General features: G+C 72.5%; 20 protein-coding genes and 1 pseudogene. 20 read left to right on the forward strand and 1 reads right to left on the reverse strand.

The genetic code is table 11. The features are described 5' to 3' along the window. Positions 1 to 26 precede the first annotated feature (26 nt). The 12 genes and pseudogenes from metK to AB0B66_RS36285 all read left to right on the forward strand — a co-directional run bounded on the left by metK (position 27) and on the right by AB0B66_RS36285 (position 13104). Entirely contained in the window at positions 27 to 1217 is a 1191-nt protein-coding gene (metK, locus tag AB0B66_RS36230; RefSeq protein WP_155370367.1) for a methionine adenosyltransferase, read from the forward strand. Positions 1218 to 1441: 224 nt separating this feature from the next. Then, positions 1442 to 3340 carry a primosomal protein N' gene (locus AB0B66_RS36235; RefSeq protein ID WP_360538722.1) on the forward strand — a complete coding sequence of 633 codons (1899 nt, stop codon included), beginning with the start codon at positions 1442 to 1444 and terminating at the stop codon, positions 3338 to 3340. A 228-nt stretch (positions 3341 to 3568) separates the two neighbouring features. Continuing rightward, positions 3569 to 4126, forward strand: a complete 558-nt coding sequence (gene def / locus AB0B66_RS36240) for a peptide deformylase (RefSeq protein ID WP_360538621.1) — start codon at positions 3569 to 3571, stop codon at positions 4124 to 4126. A 3-nt stretch (positions 4127 to 4129) separates the two neighbouring features. Then, on the forward strand, positions 4130 to 5056 hold the full coding sequence (gene fmt / locus AB0B66_RS36245) for a methionyl-tRNA formyltransferase (RefSeq protein WP_360538624.1): 927 nt from the start codon (positions 4130 to 4132) through the stop codon (positions 5054 to 5056). Next, positions 5053 to 6510, forward strand: coding sequence for a transcription antitermination factor NusB (locus AB0B66_RS36250; RefSeq protein WP_360538627.1), 1458 nt, complete (start codon positions 5053 to 5055; stop codon positions 6508 to 6510). Before fmt ends, AB0B66_RS36250 begins: the two co-directional genes overlap by 4 nt. Positions 6511 to 6720: 210 nt before the next feature. After that, the gene (gene rpe / locus AB0B66_RS36255; protein WP_360538630.1) at positions 6721 to 7428 is read left to right on the forward strand and encodes a ribulose-phosphate 3-epimerase; all 708 of its coding nucleotides are present in this window, start codon (positions 6721 to 6723) and stop codon (positions 7426 to 7428) included. Continuing rightward, positions 7425 to 8372, forward strand: a pseudogene (locus AB0B66_RS36260) (response regulator); the annotation flags it as partial. The gene rpe and the pseudogene AB0B66_RS36260, both read left to right, overlap by 4 nt. Positions 8373 to 8640: 268 nt before the next feature. Then, complete coding sequence (ribD, locus tag AB0B66_RS36265; RefSeq protein WP_360538633.1) at positions 8641 to 9729, forward strand: bifunctional diaminohydroxyphosphoribosylaminopyrimidine deaminase/5-amino-6-(5-phosphoribosylamino)uracil reductase RibD; 1089 nt, start codon at positions 8641 to 8643, stop codon at positions 9727 to 9729. A 40-nt stretch (positions 9730 to 9769) separates the two neighbouring features. Continuing rightward, the gene (locus AB0B66_RS36270) at positions 9770 to 10372 is read left to right on the forward strand and encodes a riboflavin synthase (RefSeq protein WP_360538636.1); all 603 of its coding nucleotides are present in this window, start codon (positions 9770 to 9772) and stop codon (positions 10370 to 10372) included. A gap of 2 nt (positions 10373 to 10374) precedes the next feature. Beyond that, positions 10375 to 11607 (forward strand): bifunctional 3,4-dihydroxy-2-butanone-4-phosphate synthase/GTP cyclohydrolase II, encoded by a 1233-nt coding sequence (locus AB0B66_RS36275; RefSeq protein WP_360538639.1) that lies wholly within the window; start codon positions 10375 to 10377, stop codon positions 11605 to 11607. Continuing rightward, positions 11607 to 12080 (forward strand): 6,7-dimethyl-8-ribityllumazine synthase, encoded by a 474-nt coding sequence (gene ribH, locus AB0B66_RS36280; protein ID WP_203690014.1) that lies wholly within the window; start codon positions 11607 to 11609, stop codon positions 12078 to 12080. The genes AB0B66_RS36275 and ribH overlap by 1 nt, the downstream gene beginning before the upstream one ends. A gap of 115 nt (positions 12081 to 12195) precedes the next feature. After that, the gene (locus AB0B66_RS36285) at positions 12196 to 13104 is read left to right on the forward strand and encodes a GerMN domain-containing protein (RefSeq protein WP_360538643.1); all 909 of its coding nucleotides are present in this window, start codon (positions 12196 to 12198) and stop codon (positions 13102 to 13104) included. Positions 13105 to 13139: 35 nt separating this feature from the next. Here the strand turns inward: AB0B66_RS36285 and AB0B66_RS36290 are convergent, their stop codons facing one another. After that, positions 13140 to 14087, reverse strand: coding sequence for an NADP-dependent oxidoreductase (locus AB0B66_RS36290; protein WP_360538646.1), 948 nt, complete (start codon positions 14085 to 14087; stop codon positions 13140 to 13142). Positions 14088 to 14172: 85 nt separating this feature from the next. Between AB0B66_RS36290 and AB0B66_RS36295 the strand changes: the two genes are divergently transcribed. The 8 genes from AB0B66_RS36295 (at position 14173) to pheS (ending at position 19811) form a co-directional block, all read left to right on the forward strand. Next, positions 14173 to 14445, forward strand: coding sequence for a phosphoribosyl-ATP diphosphatase (locus AB0B66_RS36295; protein WP_230690089.1), 273 nt, complete (start codon positions 14173 to 14175; stop codon positions 14443 to 14445). A gap of 108 nt (positions 14446 to 14553) precedes the next feature. Further along, a complete protein-coding gene (gene hisG / locus AB0B66_RS36300; protein WP_360538650.1) occupies positions 14554 to 15399 on the forward strand; it encodes an ATP phosphoribosyltransferase in 846 nt (281 codons plus the stop codon). Positions 15400 to 15606: 207 nt separating this feature from the next. Then, entirely contained in the window at positions 15607 to 16071 is a 465-nt protein-coding gene (locus tag AB0B66_RS36305; protein ID WP_360538653.1) for a PH domain-containing protein, read from the forward strand. A 345-nt stretch (positions 16072 to 16416) separates the two neighbouring features. Further along, complete coding sequence (infC, locus tag AB0B66_RS36310; protein ID WP_360538725.1) at positions 16417 to 16992, forward strand: translation initiation factor IF-3; 576 nt, start codon at positions 16417 to 16419, stop codon at positions 16990 to 16992. 70 nt (positions 16993 to 17062) lie between these two features. After that, positions 17063 to 17257: a 50S ribosomal protein L35 gene (gene rpmI / locus AB0B66_RS36315; protein WP_120320124.1), complete on the forward strand. Its 195-nt coding sequence runs from the start codon at positions 17063 to 17065 to the stop codon at positions 17255 to 17257. 41 nt (positions 17258 to 17298) lie between these two features. Continuing rightward, a complete protein-coding gene (gene rplT / locus AB0B66_RS36320; protein WP_120320125.1) occupies positions 17299 to 17670 on the forward strand; it encodes a 50S ribosomal protein L20 in 372 nt (123 codons plus the stop codon). Between the two features lie 8 nt (positions 17671 to 17678). After that, a complete protein-coding gene (locus tag AB0B66_RS36325; RefSeq protein ID WP_360538656.1) occupies positions 17679 to 18491 on the forward strand; it encodes an RNA methyltransferase in 813 nt (270 codons plus the stop codon). Between the two features lie 228 nt (positions 18492 to 18719). Then, positions 18720 to 19811, forward strand: a complete 1092-nt coding sequence (gene pheS, locus AB0B66_RS36330; protein WP_360538659.1) for a phenylalanine--tRNA ligase subunit alpha — start codon at positions 18720 to 18722, stop codon at positions 19809 to 19811. The last annotated feature ends 1 nt before the right edge of the window (position 19812 follow it).

A 19812-nucleotide genomic window follows, 5' to 3' on the forward strand; every position in this document is an offset into this window, starting at 1 on the left:
ATCAAGCGCTGTATTGGAGAAATCGAGTGGCACGTCGCCTGTTCACCTCGGAGTCGGTCACCGAGGGTCACCCGGACAAGATCGCTGACCAGATCAGCGACGGCATCCTGGACGCGCTGCTCGCCCGGGACCCGCGCAGCCGCGTCGCCGTGGAGACGCTGATCACCACCGGTCAGGTGCACGTCGCCGGCGAGGTGACCACCCAGGCGTACGCCGACATCCCGACCATCGTGCGCGACACGATCCTCGGCATCGGCTACGACTCCTCCAAGAAGGGCTTCGACGGCGCTTCCTGCGGCGTGAGCGTGTCGATCGGCTCGCAGTCGCCCGACATCGCGCAGGGCGTCGACAGCGCGCTGGAGCAGCGCTCCGGCGAGGGCGCCGACTCCCTCGACGCGCAGGGCGCGGGCGACCAGGGCATGATGTTCGGCTTCGCCTGCTCGGAGACGCCGGAGCTGATGCCGCTGCCGATCGCGCTCGCGCACCGGCTGGCCCGCCGCCTCACCGCGGCCCGCAAGGACGGCGCGATTCCTTACCTGCGCCCCGACGGCAAGACCCAGGTCACCATCGAGTACGACGGCTTCAAGCCGGTCCGGCTCAACACGGTCGTGGTCTCGTCGCAGCACGCGCCGGACATCTCGCTGGAGTCGCTGCTCACGCCGGACGTGCGCGAGCACGTCATCGCGCCCGAGCTCGACGGCCTCGGCCTGGACACCGAGGGCTACCGCCTGCTGGTCAACCCGACCGGCCGCTTCGAGATCGGCGGCCCGATGGGCGACGCGGGCCTGACCGGCCGCAAGATCATCGTCGACACGTACGGCGGCTACGCCCGCCACGGCGGCGGCGCGTTCTCCGGCAAGGACCCGTCGAAGGTCGACCGCTCGGCGGCGTACGCGATGCGCTGGGTGGCCAAGAACGTCGTCGCGGCCGGGCTGGCCGAGCGCTGCGAGGTCCAGGTGGCGTACGCCATCGGCAAGGCCAAGCCGGTGAGCCTGTTCGTGGAGACCTTCGGCACCGAGACGGTGTCGGTGGAGCGGATCGAGCGGGCGATCGGCGAGGTCTTCGACCTGCGTCCGGCCGCGATCATCCGGGACCTGGACCTGCTGCGCCCGATCTACCAGCAGACCGCCGCGTACGGCCACTTCGGCCGCGAGCTGCCGGACCTGACCTGGGAGCGCACCGACCGCGTCGCCGACCTCAAGTCCGCCGTCAGCTGACCCACCCGCACCCGCTCCCCGGGGCGCTTCCGCCCCGGCTTGTCATCGACGTTGGCCTATCACATCGAAAATCCGTGACCCGGGTTCGACGTGATAGGCCAACGTCTATTCAAGGCGGAGTGCGGGGTCGGGGAGTCGGACGGGTCTGCTAAGACTTCCTGGTGACCCCGCGCGTGAAACGTGATCGTGAGCCGGCCGAGCGCCTGCCCGTCGCGCGGGTGTGCGTGGACGTGCCCCTGCCGCACCTCGACCGCACGTTCGACTACCGCGTGCCCGCCGACCTCGACGTCACGGCGTGGCCCGGCACCCGGGTGAAGGTGCGCTTCAGCGGCCAGCTCGTCGACGGCTGGCTGCTCGACCGCGTCGAGGACACCGCCCACGAGGGCCGGCTGTCCTGGCTGGAGAAGGTCGTCTCGGCGGAGCCGGTGCTCGACCCGCAGGTCCTGCGCGCGGCCCGCGAGGTCGCCGACCGATACGCGGGCAGCCTCGCCGACGTGCTGCGTCTGGCCGTGCCGCCCCGGCAGGCGAAGGTCGAGGCCGAACCCGCCCAGCCCGCCCCCGACGGCCGGGTCCCGGAGCCGCCGCACGAGGGCTGGCAGCGCTATCCGGCGGGGGAGGCGTTCCTGCGGGCACTGGGCGCGGGGCGCGCGCCGCGGGCGGTGTGGTCGGCGCTGCCCGGCGAGCAGTGGCCGGACCGGATCGCCGAGGCCGTCGCCGCGACCCTGCACGCGGGCCGGGGCGCGGTGGTCGTCGTGGCCGACGCCCGCGACCTGGAGCGCCTGGACACCGCGCTGACCGCCCTGCTGGGGCCGGACCGGCACGTGGCGCTCGCCGCCGCGCTGGGCCCCACCGAGCGCTACCGCCGCTTCCTGCGGGCCCGGCGCGGCCAGGTCGCGGCGGTCGTCGGCACCCGGGCGGCCGCGTTCGCCCCGGTGGCGGACCTGGGCCTGGTGGCGATCTGGGACGACGGCGACGACCTGCACGCCGAGCCGCGCTCGCCGTATCCGCACGCGCGGCAGGTGCTGCTCACCCGCGCCCAGCAGCAGGACGCGGCGGTGCTGGTGGGCGGGTTCGCCCGGACCGCCGAGGCGCAGCTGCTGCTGGCCACCGGCTGGGCGAAGGAGATCGCCGCCGGCCGTGACCAGCTGCGGCGGTACGCGCCGGTGGTGCAGCCGGCCGACGACAACCAGCTGGCCCGTGATCCGGCCGCCGCTTCGGCCCGGCTGCCGAGCGCCGCCTGGCTGGCCGCCCGCGACGCCCTGGCGGCGGGCGCGCCGGTGCTGGTGCAGGTGCCGCGGCGCGGATACGTGCCGGCGGTGTCCTGCCAGGAGTGCCGGGAGCGGGCCCGGTGCGCGCACTGCGCCGGTCCGCTGGCGCTGGGCAGCGCCAACGCCGTCGCCACGTGCCGCTGGTGTGCCCGGCCGGCCGCGGGCTGGACCTGCCCGGCGTGCGGCGGGCGGCGGCTGCGGGCCGCCGTGACCGGCGTGCGGCGTACCGCGGAGGAGCTGGGCCGGGCGCTGCCCGGCGTGCCGGTGCGCACCTCGGGGCGGGACGCGGTGCTGGCCTCGGTGCCCGCAGAGGCGGCCCTGGTGCTGGCCACGCCGGGCGCGGAGCCGGTCGCCGAGGGCGGCTACGGCGCGGTGCTGCTGCTGGACGCCTGGGCGCTGCTGACCCGGGCCGACCTGCGGGCCACCGAGGAGGCGGCCCGGCGCTGGTTCAACGCGGCGGCACTGGCCCGCCCGGGTGGCCGGGGCGGCAAGGTGGTCGTGGTGGCCGACAGCGGCCTGGCCACGGTGCAGGCGCTGGTGCGCTGGGACCCGGCCTGGCTGGCCGAACGGGAGCTGGGGGAGCGGCGCGAGCTGGGCTTCCCGCCCGCCGCGCGGATGGCCACGCTGACCGGCCAGGCGGACGCCGTCAACGAGCTGCTCGACCTGGCCAAGCTGCCCGAGAACGTGCAGGTGCTGGGTCCGCTGCCGGTCGGCGACGAGGAGCGGATGCTGTTACGCACCGGCCGCGCCGGAGGCCCGGCCCTGGCCAAGGCCCTGCACGACGCCGCCGGCGTGCGCAGCCTCCGCAAGGCCCCCCACCCGGTCCGCATCCAACTCGACCCGCACGAGCTCTGATCGTCGGCAAAGATCGCTGTTTCAGGTCAAGTACTGCGGTGAGACCCACTCCGCGACCTGAAACGGCGATCATGCGCCGCGCGCGGCATCCGTGCGATCGGCGTGAGGTGTGATGTGCGGCGTCGATAAGCGGACAAACACCCCGCCGCGCGACCGATCGTGCAGGCAGGCACGGGCCACTCCGTAGACTGATCAGCACTGCCCTTCGTACTCGAGGAGACGACCCCTGTGACCGTCCAGCCCATCCGACTCTTCGGGGATCCGGTGCTGCGCACCCCCGCCGACGAGGTGGTCACCTTCGACAAGGAACTGCGCGGGCTCGTGCGCGACCTGACCGAGACCATGCGCGACGCCGGAGGCGTGGGACTGGCCGCGCCGCAGATCGGTGTCGGGCTGCGGGTGTTCAGCTTCGACGTGGACGATGTCGTCGGGCACCTGATCAACCCGGTGCTGCACTTCCCCGACGAAGAGGAGATGGACGGCGACGAGGGCTGCCTGTCCGTGCCGGGGCTGTACTACGACACCAAGCGCCGCAAGAACGTCATCGCCAAGGGCTTCAACGAGTCCGGCGACGCGCTGCAGATCGTCGGCACCGGCCTGATGTCGCGCTGCATCCAGCACGAGACCGACCACCTCGACGGTGTCATCTTCATCGAGCGGCTGGACGCGCAGGCGCGCAAGACCGCGCTGCGCGACATCCGCCGCGCCGACTGGTACGACCCGAGCCGGACGGTCGTGAAGGTCTCCCCGCACGCCGCGCCGAGCCCGTTCGGTCTGGGGAGGTAACCCGTGCGCCTGGTCTTCGCCGGCACGCCCGAGGTGGCGCTGCCCTCCCTGGACGCCATCGAGAAGTCCGGCCACGAACTGCTGGCCGTGGTCACCCGCCCCGACGCGCCCTCGGGCCGCGGGCGGCGGATGGTGCGCTCGCACGTGGCCGCCTGGGCCGACGAGCGCGGCATCGAGGTGCTCACCCCGGCCCGGCCCCGTGAGCCCGAGTTCCTGGACCGGCTGCGCGAGCTGGCCCCCGACTGCGTGCCGGTCGTCGCGTACGGCGCGCTGGTGCCCCCGGTGGCGCTGGAGATCCCCGTACACGGCTGGGTGAACCTGCACTTCTCGCTGCTGCCCGCGTGGCGTGGCGCGGCCCCGGTGCAGCACTCGGTCTGGCACGGAGACGAGTTCACCGGCGCGTCGGTGTTCCAGCTGGAGGCGGGCCTGGACACCGGGCCGGTGTTCGGCACGCTGACCGAGACGATCCGCTCCCGCGACACCTCCGGCGACCTGCTGGAGCGCCTCGCCGTGGACGGCGCGGGGCTGCTGGTGACGGTGCTCGACGCGATCGGCGCGGGCGCGGCGCGGGCCGTGGCGCAGCCGGCCGACGGCATCACCCTGGCTCCGAAGATCACCGTCGAGGACGCCGAGGTGCGCTGGGACGAGCCCGCGTTCGCGGTGGACCGGCGGGTGCGCGCCACCACGCCGGGGCCCGGCGCGTGGACGACGTTCCGCGGTGAGCGGGTCAAGCTCGGCCCTGTGCTGCCGGTGGCCGACGGTCCCGCGCTCAAGCCCGGCGACCTGCTGGTGGAGAAGCGCCGGGTGCTGGTCGGCACCGCGACGAGCCCGGTGGAGCTGGGCGAGGTACGTGCCGCGGGCAAGAAGCCCATGTCGGCGGTGGACTGGGCCCGCGGGGTCCGTGTCGAGGGTGAGGACAGCTTCTCGTGACATCGTTCCGCGGGGGCAGCAGCTCCGGTGCGGCCAAGCCGCGCCAGCACGACCGCGACGCCCGGGGCGGGCGCGGGCCACGGGCGGGGCGGCCCGCCCACGACCCGTCCCGGATGACGGCGTACCAGGCGCTGCTGGCGGTGCACCGCGACGACGCGTACGCGAACCTGGTGCTGCCGGGGCTGCTGCGCGAGGCCGGCCTGTTCGGGCGGGACGCGGCGTTCGCCACCGAGCTGACCTACGGCACGCTGCGCGCCCGAGGCACCCTCGACAAGATCATCGCTGTGGCGGCGGACCGCGACATCTCGCGCATCGACCCGCCGGCCCGCGACGCGCTGCGCCTGGGGGCGTACCAGGTGCTGCACACCCGCGTGCCCTCGCACGCCGCCGTCGCCTCCACGGTCGACCTGGTGCACTCGGTCGCGCCCGGCGCGGCCGGCTTCGCCAACGCGGTCATGCGCCGCATCGCCGAGCGCGACCTGGACACCTGGCTGGCCCAGGTGGCGCCGTCCGAACAGGACGACCCGGTCGGCCACCTCGCGGTGGTCGAGAACCATCCGGAGTGGATCGTGCGGGCGTTCCGGGAGGCGCTCGGCGGCGACCTCGCCGAGACCGCCCAGTTGCTCAGCGCCGACAACGACCGGCCCGAGGTGCACCTGTGCGCGCGGCCCGGCCGTGCCGACGCGGTCGAGCTGGCCGACGCCGTCGGCGGGCAGCCCGGCGCGTTCTCCCCGTACGCGGTCTACCTCGGCGGCGGCTCGCCCGGCGAGCTGGTCGAGATCAAGACCGGCCGGGCGCACGTGCAGGACGAGGGCAGCCAGCTGGTCGCGAGTGCGCTGATCGAGGCCCCGCTGGAGGGCTCCGACGAGCGCTGGCTGGACCTGTGCGCGGGCCCCGGCGGCAAGGCGGGCCTGCTGGCGGCGCTGGCCGCCCAGCGCGGCGCGCACCTCACCGCGGTCGAGGTCACCGAGCACCGCGCGAACATGGTCGCCAACGCGGTGCGCGGCCTGCCCGCCACGGTGGTCTGCACCGACGGGCGCAGCGTCGGCTCCGACCGGGACCTGCCCGAGGGCGGCTTCGACCGGGTGCTCGTCGACGCGCCGTGCACCGGGCTGGGCTCGCTGCGGCGGCGGCCGGAGTCGCGCTGGCGGCGCCAGCCCTCGGATCTGCCGCCGCTGACCAAGCTGCAGCGCGAGCTGATCGCAGCGGCGCTGCGCGCCGTCCGCCCCGGTGGCCTGGTCGCCTACGTGACCTGCTCCCCGCACCTGGTGGAGACTCAGGTCAGCGTGACCGAGGCCGTGCGCCGCTCCGGAATGGACGTCGAGTTCGTCGACGCCCGCCAGTCGCTGCCCGCCGGTATGCCGGGCCTGGGCGACGGGCCGACGGTGCAGCTGTGGCCGCACCGGCACGGCACCGACGCGATGTTCCTGGCCCTGCTGCGCCGCAAGTCCTGAAGGCCGCTCCGCGGGGCAGGTCCGGATGGCCGTTCCGCGATCCTGGCTCGGCTGCGACCGGGTTGGCGCCGGTGCGGCCGAGCCGGTGACAACAGGGTCGCGGAGGTCACTGCCGCAACGGCCGAACGCCTGAGAAGCCCCTCCCGTCGTGTGACGGCGGGAGGGGGACGCGGCGAGCGAATCCCGCTTCACGCTCCGTAAGCTGATCGTGTGACGCCCGACATCATCATCGCCCCCAGCATCCTCGCCGCGGACTTCGCGAACCTCGCCGCCGAGGCGAAAGCGGTCGAGGGCGCGGCTGACTGGTTGCACGTCGACGTGATGGACAACCACTTCGTGCCGAACCTGACGATCGGCCCGCCCGTGGTGGAGAGCCTGCGCCGGGCCACCGGCATCCCCTTCGACTGCCATCTGATGATCGAGGACCCGAAACGCTGGGCTCCGGCGTACGCACAGCTCGGGGCATACAACGTGACGTTCCACGCGGAGGCGTGCGACGACCCGGTGGCGCTGGCCAAGGACCTGCGCGCGGCCGGCACGCTGGCCGGGCTGGCGGTGGACCGCGACACCCCGATCGAGCCGTACCTGGAACTGCTGCCGCACTTCGACACGATCCTCGTGATGACCATCAAGGCGGGCTTCGGCGGCCAGGCGTTCATGCCGGAGCTGCTGGACAAGGTGCGCGCCGCGCGCCGCCACGCCAAGGCAGGCCACCTGGACATCCGCATCGAAGTCGACGGCGGCATCGCCGCGGACACCATCGAGGCGGCTGCGCTGGCGGGCGCGGACGCGTTCGTCGCCGGAACCGCGGTGTACGGAGCCCACGATCCCGCCGAAGCCTGTCGTAAACTGCGTGCTCTGGCGCAGGCGGCCGTCGCCCGTCAGACCACATCGGACAGTGGGGGCACGACAGTTTGACCACCGAGCCGCAGGCAGCCGGCCAGGCCGAGGTGATCCTGGTCGTCGACGACGACCCCGACATCGTGCGCGTGGTCGAGGTCAACCTGCGCCTGCACGGGTTCGACGTGATGAGCGCGCACAGCGGGCCGGAGGCGCTGGCGCTGCTGGAGCACCGCCGGCCCGATCTGGCCCTGGTCGACCTGATGATGCCGGAGATGGACGGGCTGGAGCTGACCCGGCGGCTGCGCGCCGACCCGATGGTCACCGCGCTGCCCATCATCGTGCTCACCGCCAAGGCGCTGACCTCCGACAAGGTGGCCGGCCTGGCGGCGGGCGCGGACGACTACATCGTCAAGCCGTTCGACACCTCGGAGTTGATCGCCCGGGTGCGCGCGACGCTGCGGCGCAACCAGGAGGCACGGGAGGTCTCCCCGCTGACCGGGCTGGCCGGCAACACCCGCATTCTGCGGGAGATCGCCGACCGGCTGAAGGCGGGCGACGACTACGCGGTCTGCTACGTCGACATCGACCGGTTCAAGAGCGTCAACGACGTGTACGGCTTCGGCCGCGGCGACCAGTTCATCAGCGCGCTGGCCCGGTCCATGCGGCGGGCGACGGTGTCGGTGGGCCTGCCCCCGGCGTTCCTGGGCCACGTCGGCGGCGACGACTTCGTGGTGGTCTGCCACCCCTCCCAGGTGCAGGAGATCACCAGCTACGCCATCTACGACTTCCAGCGGGCCGCCGACGCCCTCTACGACCCCGTCGACTCGGCCCGCGGCTACCTGGAGGTGGTCGACCGGCGCGGCAAGGTCTTCGAGGTCAACCTCGTCACACTGTCGATCGGGGTGGCCGTGTCGACGAGCCGGGTGTTCCGCCACCCGGGCGAGGTGGTCGCCGTCGCCTCGGAGATGAAGGCCGCGGCCAAGAAGCACTACGGCAACTGGGTGGCTCTCGACCAGCGCTCGGACCGCCCGGCCGAGCCGCAGGACCCGGCCGGGCCCCTGCCTCGGCGGCGGCCCGCGGCGGACCCGTCGCCCGCGCTGCCGCAGCAGCGCGTCACAGAGAGCGACACCGCCGCCGAAACCGGCCCGCACGCGTGACACACTGGCGTGCCGGTCAGGCACACGTCGCCTGCTGGAGCAGCCGTTCGGCGCCGTCCGCAGCGAGGCGGGGGGCCCAGGCCGGTCACGGCTGCAGGCGAGCACGACATCTGCAGGGAGGTACGAGCGGATGGGGCAGCTACCCACGGTGAGCCCGGCCGAGGACAAGGCCATGGCGCGGGCGATCGAGCTGGCGGCGCGCGGACTGGGCACCACCAGCCCGAACCCGGTCGTCGGCTGCGTGCTGCTGGACTCCGCCGGACACGTCGTCGGCGAGGGCTTCCACGCGTACGCGGGCGGACCGCACGCCGAGATCGTGGCGCTCGCCCAGGCGGGGGAGAAGGCGCGCGGCGGCACCGCCGTCGTCACCCTGGAGCCCTGCAACCACACGGGCCGCACCGGCCCGTGCGTCCAGGCGCTGATCCGCGCGGGCGTGTCCCGCGTCGTGATCGCCGTGGACGACCCCAACCCCCTGGCCGCCGGTGGCGAGGCGACCCTGCGTGACGCCGGGGTCGAGGTGCTGACCGGGGTGCGCACCGCCGAGGCCGAGGAGGGCAACATCGCGTGGCTCACCTCGGTGCGCCGAGGACGGCCCTACGTGATCTGGAAGACCGCCGCCACGCTCGACGGGCGCTCCGCGGCCGCCGACGGCACCAGCATGTGGATCACCTCCGAGGCGGCCCGCATGGACGTGCACCGGCTGCGCGGCACCGTGGACGCGATCATGGTCGGGGTCGGCACGGTGCTCGCCGACGATCCCCGCCTGACCACCCGTGACCTGCGCACCGGCAGCCTGGCCATCCGGCAGCCGCTGCGCGTGGTGATCGACTCGCAGGGGCGTACGCCCGCCGGCGCCCGAGTGCGCGACGGCGCCGCGCCGACCCTGATCGCCACCACCGCGCTGCTCGGCGGCGACGCCGAGGGCCGGGTGGACCTGCGCGCGGTGCTCAGTGAACTGCACCACCGCGGCATCCGCAGCGTGCTGCTCGAAGGCGGCCCCCGGCTGGCCGGAGCGTTCCTGGCCGCGGGCCTCGTCGACCTGATCATCTCGTACGTCGCGCCGAAGCTGCTGGGTGACGGCCCGGCCGCACTCGTCGGCGCGGGGGTGACAACCATCACGGACGCCATCGACCTCGAGGTGCTAGATGTTGACCGTGTCGGGCCAGATCTGCGCCTGACCGCCCGGCCGCGCGTGAGCGCGGACAGCGGCACTTTGTGACACGGCCGGACGCCAGTCGCCGGCACGCGAGGAGGAACGAGTGTTCACCGGCATCGTGGAAGAGCTCGGCGAGGTCGTGAGCCTGGCCTGGGAGGGCGACGGGGCCACGGTCACCGTACGCGGCCCGCTGGTCGTGTCCGACGCCAAGCACGGGGACTCGATCGCGGTCAACGGCGTCTGCCTGACCGTCATCTCCACCTCGGGCGACACCTTCGAGACCGAGGTCATGAAGGAGACGTTCGACCGCAGTTCGCTCGGTTCCATCGCCCCCGGCGAGCGGGTGAACCTGGAGCGCGCGGTCACCGCGGCGACCCGGCTGGGCGGGCACATCGTGCAGGGCCACGTCGACGGCGTGGGCACGATCGCCTCGAAGAAACCCGGCGGCGGCTGGGAAGATGTCCGGATCCTGCTCCCGGAGGGCATGTCGCGGTACATCGTGGAGAAGGGGTCGATCACCGTGGACGGCATCTCGTTGACCGTGGTCGCGGTCGACGACGAGTCCTTCACGGTGAGCCTGATCCCGACCACGCTGGAGCTCACCACGCTCGGCCGCAAGCAGCCCGGCGCGCTGGTGAACCTGGAAGTCGATGTCATCGCCAAATACGTCGAGAAGCTGGTCGCAGCGCAGCGGGGAGCGAAGTGAACATGGGCCTGAACACGATTGAAGACGCCATCGCGGCGATCAAGGCGGGCAAGCCCGTCATCGTGGTCGACGACGAGGACCGCGAGAACGAGGGCGATCTGATCTTCGCCGCCGAGCTGGCCACTCCGGAGCTGGTCGCCTTCACGGTGCGCTACACCTCGGGCTACATCTGCGTGGCGATCACCGAGGAGGAGGCCGACCGCCTCGAACTGCCACCGATGTACTACACGAACCAGGACCGCCGCGGCACCGCGTACTGCGTGACCGTCGACGCCCGCGAGGGCGTGACGACCGGCATCTCCGCCGCGGATCGCGCCCGCACCCTGCGCCTGCTCGGCGAGGCCGCCACCAAGCCCACCGACCTGGCCCGGCCCGGCCACGTGGTGCCGCTGCGCGCCAAGACCGGCGGCGTGCTGCGCCGCCCCGGGCACACCGAGTCCGGCGTCGACCTCGCCCAGCTCGCCGGCCTGCACCCGGCCGCCGCGATGTGCGAGATGGTCAACGACGACGGCACCATGATGCGCCTGCCCGACCTGCAGCGCTTCGCGGCCGAGCACGAGCTGGTGCTGGTCAGCATCGCCGACCTGATCGCCTACCGCCGCCGCACCGAGCAGCTGGTCAGCCGGGTCGTCGAGGCCCGCCTGCCCACCGAGTACGGCGACTTCACCGCCGTCGGCTACCACGCCACGCACGACAACGCCGAGCACGTGGCGCTGGTCTACGGCGAGATCGGCGAGGGCGAGGACGTGCTGGTCCGGGTGCACTCGGAGTGCCTGACCGGCGACGTGTTCGGCTCGGTGCGCTGCGACTGCGGCCCGCAGCTGCAGGCGGCGCTGCGCAAGGTGGCCGAGGAGGGCCGCGGTGTGGTGCTGTACGTGCGCGGGCACGAGGGCCGCGGCATCGGCCTGCTGCACAAGCTCCAGGCATACCAGCTGCAGGACGCCGGCCGGGACACCGTCGACGCGAACCTGGACCTGGGCCTGCCCGCCGACGCCCGCGACTACGGCACCGGCGCGCAGATCCTCTACGACCTGGGCGTGCGCACCATGCGCCTGCTCACCAACAACCCGGCCAAGCGCGCCGGGCTGGACGGGTACGGGCTGAAGGTGACCGGCCGCGAGTCGCTGCCGATCCGGCCGCACCCGGAGAACCTGCGCTACCTGCGTACCAAGCGCGACCGGATGGGCCACGAGCTGGACCTGTCCGACCTGGACGACCTGGAAGGGCTGAGCTGATGGCCGGTCACGGCGCCCCCGAACTCTCGACCGTGGACGCGACCGGGCTCAGCCTCGGCATCGTCGCCACCCGCTGGCACGCCGACCTGGTCGAGCAGATGCTCGACCGGGCGCAGGCCGCGGCCAAGGCGTGCGGCGTGGCCGACGTGCAGGTCGCCCACGTCGCGGGCTCGGTCGAGCTGCCCGTGGTGGCCCAGGCCCTGGCCCGCCGGCACGACGCGGTGGTGGCCCTCGGCGTGGTGATCCGCGGCGAGACCGCCCACTTCGAGTACGTCAGCTCCTCGGTCACCGAGGGCCTGACCCGCATCGCGCTCGACGAGTCCACCCCCGTCGCCCACGGCGTCCTCACGGTGGACACCGTCGAGCAGGCCCGCGACCGCGCCGGCCTGCCCGAGTCCAGCGAGGACAAGGGCTGGGGCGCGGTCGTCGCCGCCCTCGACGCCGCCGTCACCCTCCGCCACCTCACCCGCTGACCGCAAAGCAAGCAAGGGCACCTTCTACACGGACGTTCGTCAAGAAGGTGCCCTTGCTTTGCTTTCGCCTTAACGGTGGGTGGTGGAGGTGGCGGGGGAGTCGTACACCTGAGGTATGTCTGCGTTGAGGTTCCGCGTGCTGTCGTCGGTGGCGCTCGTCGCGCTCACGGCGGCGTGCACCCCCACCACACCCTCACCGGACCCCACGGGGTCAGCGGCGCCGTCGGCCTCGGCCGCGCCGGGCACCACCGCACCCTCGCCCAGCGCGCCCACCTCCACCGAGGAACCCGCCCCACCCGCGGGCACCAGCGGGGCGCTGGCCGTGTACTACCTGGCCAACGACCGGGGTGAGCCGAAGCTGGTCCGCGAGTTTCACCGGCTGTCCACCGGCGACGGCTCGGCCGCGGCGAAGGTCAAGGCCGCGGTCACCGAGATGCTCGACGGCCGCACCGCGTACGACCCCGACTACTCCAGCATGTGGCCGGCCAGTGCCCGGGTGCGCGGGGTGTCCGTCAGCGGCGACACCGTCACGGTCGACCTGTCCGGGGCGCGGATCAACGGCGACGCCGGCTCGTTCGCCGCGCACCAGGCCGTGCAGCAGCTCGTGTGGACGGCGACGGCGGTCAGCGGCAAACCCAAGGTGCGCATCCACCTCGACGGCAAACCCGTCGACGAGCTGTGGGGCCACGTCGGCACCAAGGATCCGCTGCGCCGGGCCCCGGCCGCGACCACACTTCTGCCGGTGTGGCTGATCGACCCGCAGGAGGGCGCGACCGTGCCCCAGGACTTCACCCTGCACGTCGCCGGCATGGTCTTCGAGGCCACGATGAACTACGAGGTCCGCCGGGGGAGCACCGTGGTGCGCGAGGGCTTCATCACCCTCGACGCCGGCGGCCCGGCCCAGGGCGAGGCGAAACTGCGGCTGTCGCTGCCCACCGGCACGTACGTGATCGAGGTCTTCGACATCTCGGAGAACGACGGCGCGAAGATGTTCGTCGACAACCACACCGTCACGGTGAAGTGAGCGAACCGGCGGGGTCGCGTGGCGGCCCCGCCGGCTCAGTCGACGGTCAGCACGATCTTGCCGGTGGTCTGCCCGGTCTCGCCCAGCTGGTGCGCCTGCGCCGCCTCCGCTAGCGGGAACGTCGCCGCGACCAGCGGGCGCAGCCGGCCCGCCTCGATCAGCGCGGCGACCTCCTCCAGCCCGGTGTGGTCGGGTTCGACCAGCATGCCGGTGCCGCGTACGCCGAGCGCCTGCGCCTTGCGGGCGGTCTCGGCGGCGCTGCCCGCGTTCAGGATGCCGACGAGGATGCCGCCGGGGCGCAGCGCGTGCAGGGAGCGGTCCTCGTAGTCGCCGCCGATCGTGTCGAGCACCACGTCGACGTCCTTGGCGACCTGGACGAAGTCGTACGCCGTGTAGTCGATCGGCTCGTCCACGCCCAGCTCGCGCAGCAGTTCGTGTTTCGCGGCGCGTGCGGTGCCGAGCACGTAGGCGCCCCTGGCCTTGGCGATCTGCACCGCGAGATGGCCGACCCCGCCCGCGGCGGCGTGCACCAGCACCCGCTGGCCCTCGGTCACCTGGGCAGTGTCGACCAGCGCCTGCCAGGCGGTGAGCGCGGCCAGCGGCAGCGCCGCGGCGTGCACGTGGTCCAGCCCGGCGGGTTTGCGGGCCAGGTGGCGCGACGGGGAGGTGACGTACTGCGCGTAGGCGTTCGCGGCCTGCGGGAAGCGCGGCATGCCGAACACCTCGTCGCCCACCGCGAACCGGGTCACCCCCGCCCCGATCTCCGTGACCTCGCCGGAGACGTCCCAGCCCACCGTGAACGGCGGGTCGCCGAAGGTGCCGCCGCGGGTGCGCACCTTCCAGTCCACCGGGTTGACCCCGGCGGCGCGGACCCGCACCAGGACCTCGGTCGGGCCCGGCGACGGGCGGTCCACCTCGGCCAGCCGGAGCACCTCCGGCCCGCCCAGGCTGTCCTGGCGTACGGCGAGCATGCGTTCGGTCATACCCCCATGATCCTCGTTCGGGGGTCGTCCCAGCATGTGCCGCGCGGGCCGGGCGCTGCGGGGGTCGGCACCGGGATCGGGCAGAATGACCCGCGTGAAGACGTTCGAGGAGCTGTTCGAGGAGCTGCAGGCCAAGGTGGCCGCGGGTGACCCGGCCTCCGGCACCGTCAAGGCGGTCACCGCCGGGGTGCACGCGGTCGGCAAGAAGGTGGTCGAGGAAGCGGCGGAGTCCTGGATGGCCGCCGAGCATGAGGGCCCCGAGCGGGCCGCCGAAGAGATCTCCCAGCTTCTCTACCAGACCCAGGTCCTGATGCTCGCGTCAAACCTCACCCTCAAGGACGTCTACCGACATCTGTGATCCCGCCCTTTCTCGGGTCGATCATGAACTTAAGGCAGGGCTCGACGGTGTGTCGCTGCCCTAACTTCATGATCGACAAAGGTTGATCACAGAATCGAGTTCACAGAGATGCTTCGCATTGCCGTGCCCAACAAGGGCACCCTGTCCAAACCCGCCTCCGACATGCTCCGGGAAGCCGGCTACCGCCAGCGCGGCGACGACCGCGACCTGGTCTGCGTGGACGCCGACAACGGGGTCGAGTTCTTCTATCTGCGGCCGCGCGACATCGCGGTGTACGTCGGCTCCGGCGACCTCGACCTGGGAATCACCGGGCAGGACCTGCTGGTCGACTCCGGCGCGCCGGTCAGCGAGCTGCTGCCGCTGGGGTTCGCGCCGGCCACGTTCCGGTTCGCCGCGCCCCCCGAGACCGTCCGTGACCTGCCCGACCTCGCCGGGCGGCGGGTCGCCACGGCCTACCCGGGAGTGGTCGAGCGGTACCTGGCCGACCACGAGATCAAGGCCGACGTCGTCAAGCTCGACGGCGCGGTGGAGAACGCGGTGCGCCTCGGCGTCGCCGACGTGATCGCCGACGTCGTCGCCACCGGGGGCACGCTGCGCCAGGCCGGGCTGGTCCCGGTCGGCGAGCCGATCCTGGTCTCGGAGGCGGTGCTGGTCGGCCGGCCCGAGGGGGAGCGCAACGGGGCGGTCAGCCAGCTGCTGCGCCGGCTGCAGGGCGTGCTGGTCGCCCGGCGGTACGTGATGCTCGCCTACGACGTGCGCGCCGACCGGCTGGAGGGCGCGGTGGCGCTCACCCCGGGCATCGAGTCGCCGACGGTGTCACCGCTGCACCGCGAGGGCTGGGTCGCCGTGCAGGCGATGGTCCAGCGCACCGAGGTGCACCGGATCATGGACGAGCTGTACGACCTGGGCGCCCGCGCCATCCTGGTCACCGACATCCACGCCTGCCGCCTGTAGCGGGCGGTGACCCGGGGCGCGAGCGATTCCACCCCTGCCCCGGGTCACCCGACTCACCGTGGCCGCCCTGTACGCGGTGCCGCGACGCCATATACGTTGGCCTATCACATCGACTCCGAGGGCCGAAAAGTCGATGAGATAGGCCAACGTATATGGAAAACCGTGGCGGTGGGAGCCGCCGACGGGGCGCGTGGCAGACTCGGCGGGGTGAGCAGCGAGGGACAGCGCGTCAGTTTCCGGCCCCAGCGCACCCGGAAGGTCTGCATCGCCGCCGCGATCGCGGTGCTGGTGCTCTTCACCTTCATCGGCACCGCCCTGACCGAGGTCGGCGAGGGCGTGTTTCGCACGGGTGACCAGTACGCCATGATCGGCCTGGGCATCGTCTTCGCGCTGGCCATCATGGCCGTGGCCCGGCCGCGGGTCGACGCCGACGCCGACGGCGTGCGGGTCCGCAACATCATCGGCGGGTACGAGCTGCCGTGGGGCGCCGTGCGCGCGATCAACATCGAGCGCAACCAGCCCTGGATGAGCCTGGAGCTGGAGAACGACGACACCGTCTCGGTGCTCGCCGTGCAGGCCGTGGACCGGGCGTACGCGCTGCAGGCGGTGCAGTCCCTGCGCGCGCTGCGCGCCGCCGCCCGCGCGGAGCAGCCCGCACCGGCCGTGAGCTGAGCCATACCCTCCCCGGCCCGGGGGCGCAATCCCGGGTTGTGGTAATCTTTGTCAGTCGACCTTTCCGGTTGCCCGTGATCATGCCCAGGTGTGGTCCGGCACTCCGGAGGCAAGCGGAGCGCCTGCTCCCACCCGTTCGCCACCGAGCGAGCCGGGTCCGGTCACCTGATGAGGGACGTTTCCCGTCCTGATCTCAGGTCGTGCACTTGGCGTGCACCCAGACCGGTCGAGCGGGCCCAGGCTGTCGCCTGGGCCTTCTGCTTTCGGTCAGACGCCAAGCGCATCGCCGCGAATCCGGCGGTGCGGAACACGATTGAGGGAGGCCACATCAGCGTCGAGCCACGCATCAACGATCAGATCAGGGCACGTGAGGTCCGACTGGTCGGCCCCGAGGGCGAGCAGGTGGGCATCGTCCCGCTGGAGCGCGCCCTGCAGTTGGCCGCCGATGTCGATCTGGATCTGGTCGAGGTTGCGCCCATGGCACGCCCGCCGGTCTGCAAGCTCATGGACTTCGGCAAGTTCAAGTACGAGAGCGCGCTCAAGGCCAGGGAAGCCCGGCGTAACCAGCAGCAGACGGTCATCAAGGAGATGAAGCTCCGGCCGAAGATCGACTCGCACGACTACGAGACCAAGAAGGGTCACGTCGTGCGGTTCCTGAAGGCCGGGGACAAGGTCAAGGTGACCATCATGTTCCGCGGTCGCGAGCAGAGCCGCCCGGAACTCGGCTTCCGCCTCCTGCGCAAGCTGGAGGAAGAGGTCGCGGAGGTCGGTTTCGTCGAGTCGTCGGCGAAGCAGGACGGGCGAAACATGATCATGGTGCTCGCGCCGCACCGCAGCGCGAAGATCGCCGCCCGCAAGGGCGACGAAGGCACCGGTGCGGAGGCCGAGGAGGCAGTGGCCGAGACCTCGGCGCAGGCCTGACGACGCTCGATGGGCACCTGCCGCACAGCCCCCGCTGTGCGGCGAGATTTGTGACAGGGAGAACTTCCTAATGCCGAAGATGAAGAAGCACAGCGGCATGGCCAAGCGGGTCAAGGTGACCGGCTCTGGCAAGATCATGCGCGAGCAGACCGGTCTGCGTCACCGCCTGGAGGTCAAGTCCTCCAAGGAGACCCGTAGCCTGAGCGGCACGGTCCCGGTGGCCAAGGCCGACGAGAAGCGCATCAAGAAGATGCTCGGCCGCTGACGCGCGCCTTTTAGCCAAGAACTTTTGAAGGAGAAGCTGATATGGCACGCGTCAAGCGGGCGGTCAACGCCCAGAAGAAGCGCCGTACCCTGCTCGAGGCCGCCAGCGGTTACCGCGGCCAGCGCTCCCGCCTGTACCGCAAGGCGAAGGAGCAGATCCTCCACTCGATGCAGTACGCCTACCGCGACCGCAAGGACCGCAAGGGCGACTTCCGGCAGCTGTGGATCACCCGCATCAACGCGGGCGCTCGTGCCAACGGCATGACGTACAACCGCCTCATCCAGGGCCTCAAGCTCGCGGGTGTCGAGGTGGACCGCAAGATCCTGGCCGACCTGGCCGTCAACGACGAGGCCGCGTTCGCCGGCATCGTCGCGGTGGCCAAGAAGGCCGTCGCCGAGGCTCAGGCCGCCTGAGCTCGTCGGTGACGCAGCACTTCCAGCGACCCGGGGACCCGCTGTTCACACAGCGGACTCCCCGGGTCGTTGCCGCTACCAAGCTCCACCGCCGCCGCGACCGCGAGAAGGCCGGCCGTTTCCTGGCCGAGGGCCCGCAGGCGGTCCGCGAGGCCCTCGAAGCCGGCGCGGTCCGCGAGATCTTCGTGACCGAGGACGGCCGCGCCCGCCACCGCACGCTGCTGCGCGGCGCGAACTTCTCCGTGGTCACCGACGAGGCCATGCAGTCGCTGGCCGACACGGTCACCCCGCAGGGCGTCATCGCCGTCTGCGACCTGCTGGACGTGCCGCTGGAAACCGCCCTCGCCTCCGCGCCGCGGCTGGTCGCGGTCGCCGTCGAGATCCGCGACCCGGGCAACGCCGGCACGGTGCTGCGCACCGCCGACGCCGCGGGCGCCACCGCCGTGATCTTCGCCGGCGACGCCGTGGACCCTTTCAACCCCAAGTGTGTACGCGCCTCCGCCGGCAGCCTGTTCCACCTCGACGTGGTACGCGCCCCCGACGCCGCCGCGACCCTGGCCGCCCTGCGTGAAGCGGGTCTGCGCACCCTGGCGACCTCCGGCTACGGCGCGACCGACCTCGACGACCTCGCCGACGACGGCTCCCTGGCCCGGCCCACCGCGTGGCTGTTCGGGTCCGAGGCCCACGGCCTGCCCGACGAGCTGCGCGACGCCGCCGACGCCGCGGTCCGGGTGCCCATCCACGGCCGTGCCGAGAGCCTCAACCTCGCCGCCGCCGCCGCGGTCTGCCTCTACGCATCGGCCCGCGCCCAGCGCCGGTAACGGGCGCGCGGAGCGAGCGCGCCGCGCGGTATGCTCCGGGGCGAGACGATGTCCGAGAGGGAGCCGAGAATGACGCGCCGTTCCTTTAGCCAGCCCGCCGGTGGCGGGCGGCGGAACTGACTGCGCTCAGCTCTTCCTCTCAGGTCGCACCGGTGGGCGGCGGCGAAGCCGCGCGTGCCCGTCCTGGCCCTACGCCTAGACTGATCCGGTTGCCGATCTGGAGTTCTGATGACATACCGTCACGATCCGTACGACCCCAAGCAGGCCGCGATGCTCGATCCGGCCGCCCTCGACGACGCCGTCGCGGCGGCGGACAAGGCCTTCGCGGACGCCACCGACCTTGACGCGCTGGCCGTGCAGAAGGCCGCGCACCTGGGTGACCGCTCCGCGGTGTCGCTGGCCCGCCGCGAGATCGGCGCGCTGCCGCCGGCCGCGAAGTCCGACGCCGGCAAGCGCGTCAACGAGGCCCGCACCGCGATCCAGGCCGCGTACGACGCGCGCCACGTGATCCTCGAAGCCGAGCAGGCGCAGCGGGTGCTGGAGACCGAGGCCGTCGACGTCACCCTGCCCTGGGACCGCCGCCCCCGCGGCGCCCGCCACCCGCTGACCACGCTGATGGAGCGGGTCGGCGACCTGTTCGTCGGCATGGGCTACGAGATCGCCGAGGGCCCCGAGGTAGAGCTGGAGTGGGCGAACTTCGACGCCCTGAACATCTCGCCCGACCACCCGGCCCGCGGCCTGATGGACACGTTCTGGGTGAAGGCCGCCGAGTCGGCGACCGGCGCGACCGAGTCGGGCCTGGTGCTGCGTACCCACACCTCGCCGGTGCAGGCGCGCACGATGCTCAGCCGCAAGCCCCCGATCTACGTCGTGGTGCCGGGCAAGGTGTACCGCACCGACGAGCTCGACGCGACCCACTCGCCGGTCTTCCACCAGGTCGAGGGCCTGGTCGTGGACAAGGGCATCACCATGGCGCACCTGAAGGGCACGCTGGACCACTTCGCCCGCGCGATGTTCGGCCCGGACGCGCGCACCCGCTGGCGGCCGCACTACTTCCCGTTCACCGAGCCGTCGGCCGAGTTCGACGTGTGGTTCGCCGAGCACCGTGACGGCCCGCGCTGGGTCGAGTGGGGCGGCTGCGGGATGGTGAACCCGAACGTGCTGCGGGCGTGCGGCATCGACCCGGAGGTGTACTCCGGCTTCGCGTTCGGCATGGGCATCGAGCGGACCCTGATGTTCCGCAACGGCCTGAGCGACATGCGAGAAATGATCGAAGGCGATGTGCGGTTCACCCGCGCGTTCGGCATGGAGGTGCACTGAC

The sequence above is a fragment of the Catellatospora sp. NPDC049111 genome, from assembly GCF_040648615.1.
Lineage (GTDB): Bacteria > Actinomycetota > Actinomycetes > Mycobacteriales > Micromonosporaceae > Catellatospora > Catellatospora aurea.

Excerpts from the sequence above, each read along its gene's own strand:
- ribD (WP_360538633.1), top strand. The coding sequence starts at position 8,641 with ATGGGGCAGCTACCCACGGTGAGCCCGGCCGAGGACAAGGCCATGGCG.
- AB0B66_RS36275 (WP_360538639.1), top strand. The coding sequence starts at position 10,375 with ATGGGCCTGAACACGATTGAAGACGCCATCGCGGCGATCAAGGCGGGC.
- ribH (WP_203690014.1), top strand. The coding sequence starts at position 11,607 with ATGGCCGGTCACGGCGCCCCCGAACTCTCGACCGTGGACGCGACCGGG.
- AB0B66_RS36285 (WP_360538643.1), top strand. The coding sequence starts at position 12,196 with ATGTCTGCGTTGAGGTTCCGCGTGCTGTCGTCGGTGGCGCTCGTCGCG.
- AB0B66_RS36290 (WP_360538646.1), bottom strand. The coding sequence starts at position 14,087 with ATGACCGAACGCATGCTCGCCGTACGCCAGGACAGCCTGGGCGGGCCG.
- AB0B66_RS36295 (WP_230690089.1), top strand. The coding sequence starts at position 14,173 with ATGACCCGCGTGAAGACGTTCGAGGAGCTGTTCGAGGAGCTGCAGGCC.
- hisG (WP_360538650.1), top strand. The coding sequence starts at position 14,554 with ATGCTTCGCATTGCCGTGCCCAACAAGGGCACCCTGTCCAAACCCGCC.
- rpmI (WP_120320124.1), top strand. The coding sequence starts at position 17,063 with ATGCCGAAGATGAAGAAGCACAGCGGCATGGCCAAGCGGGTCAAGGTG.
- rplT (WP_120320125.1), top strand. The coding sequence starts at position 17,299 with ATGGCACGCGTCAAGCGGGCGGTCAACGCCCAGAAGAAGCGCCGTACC.
- pheS (WP_360538659.1), top strand. The coding sequence starts at position 18,720 with ATGACATACCGTCACGATCCGTACGACCCCAAGCAGGCCGCGATGCTC.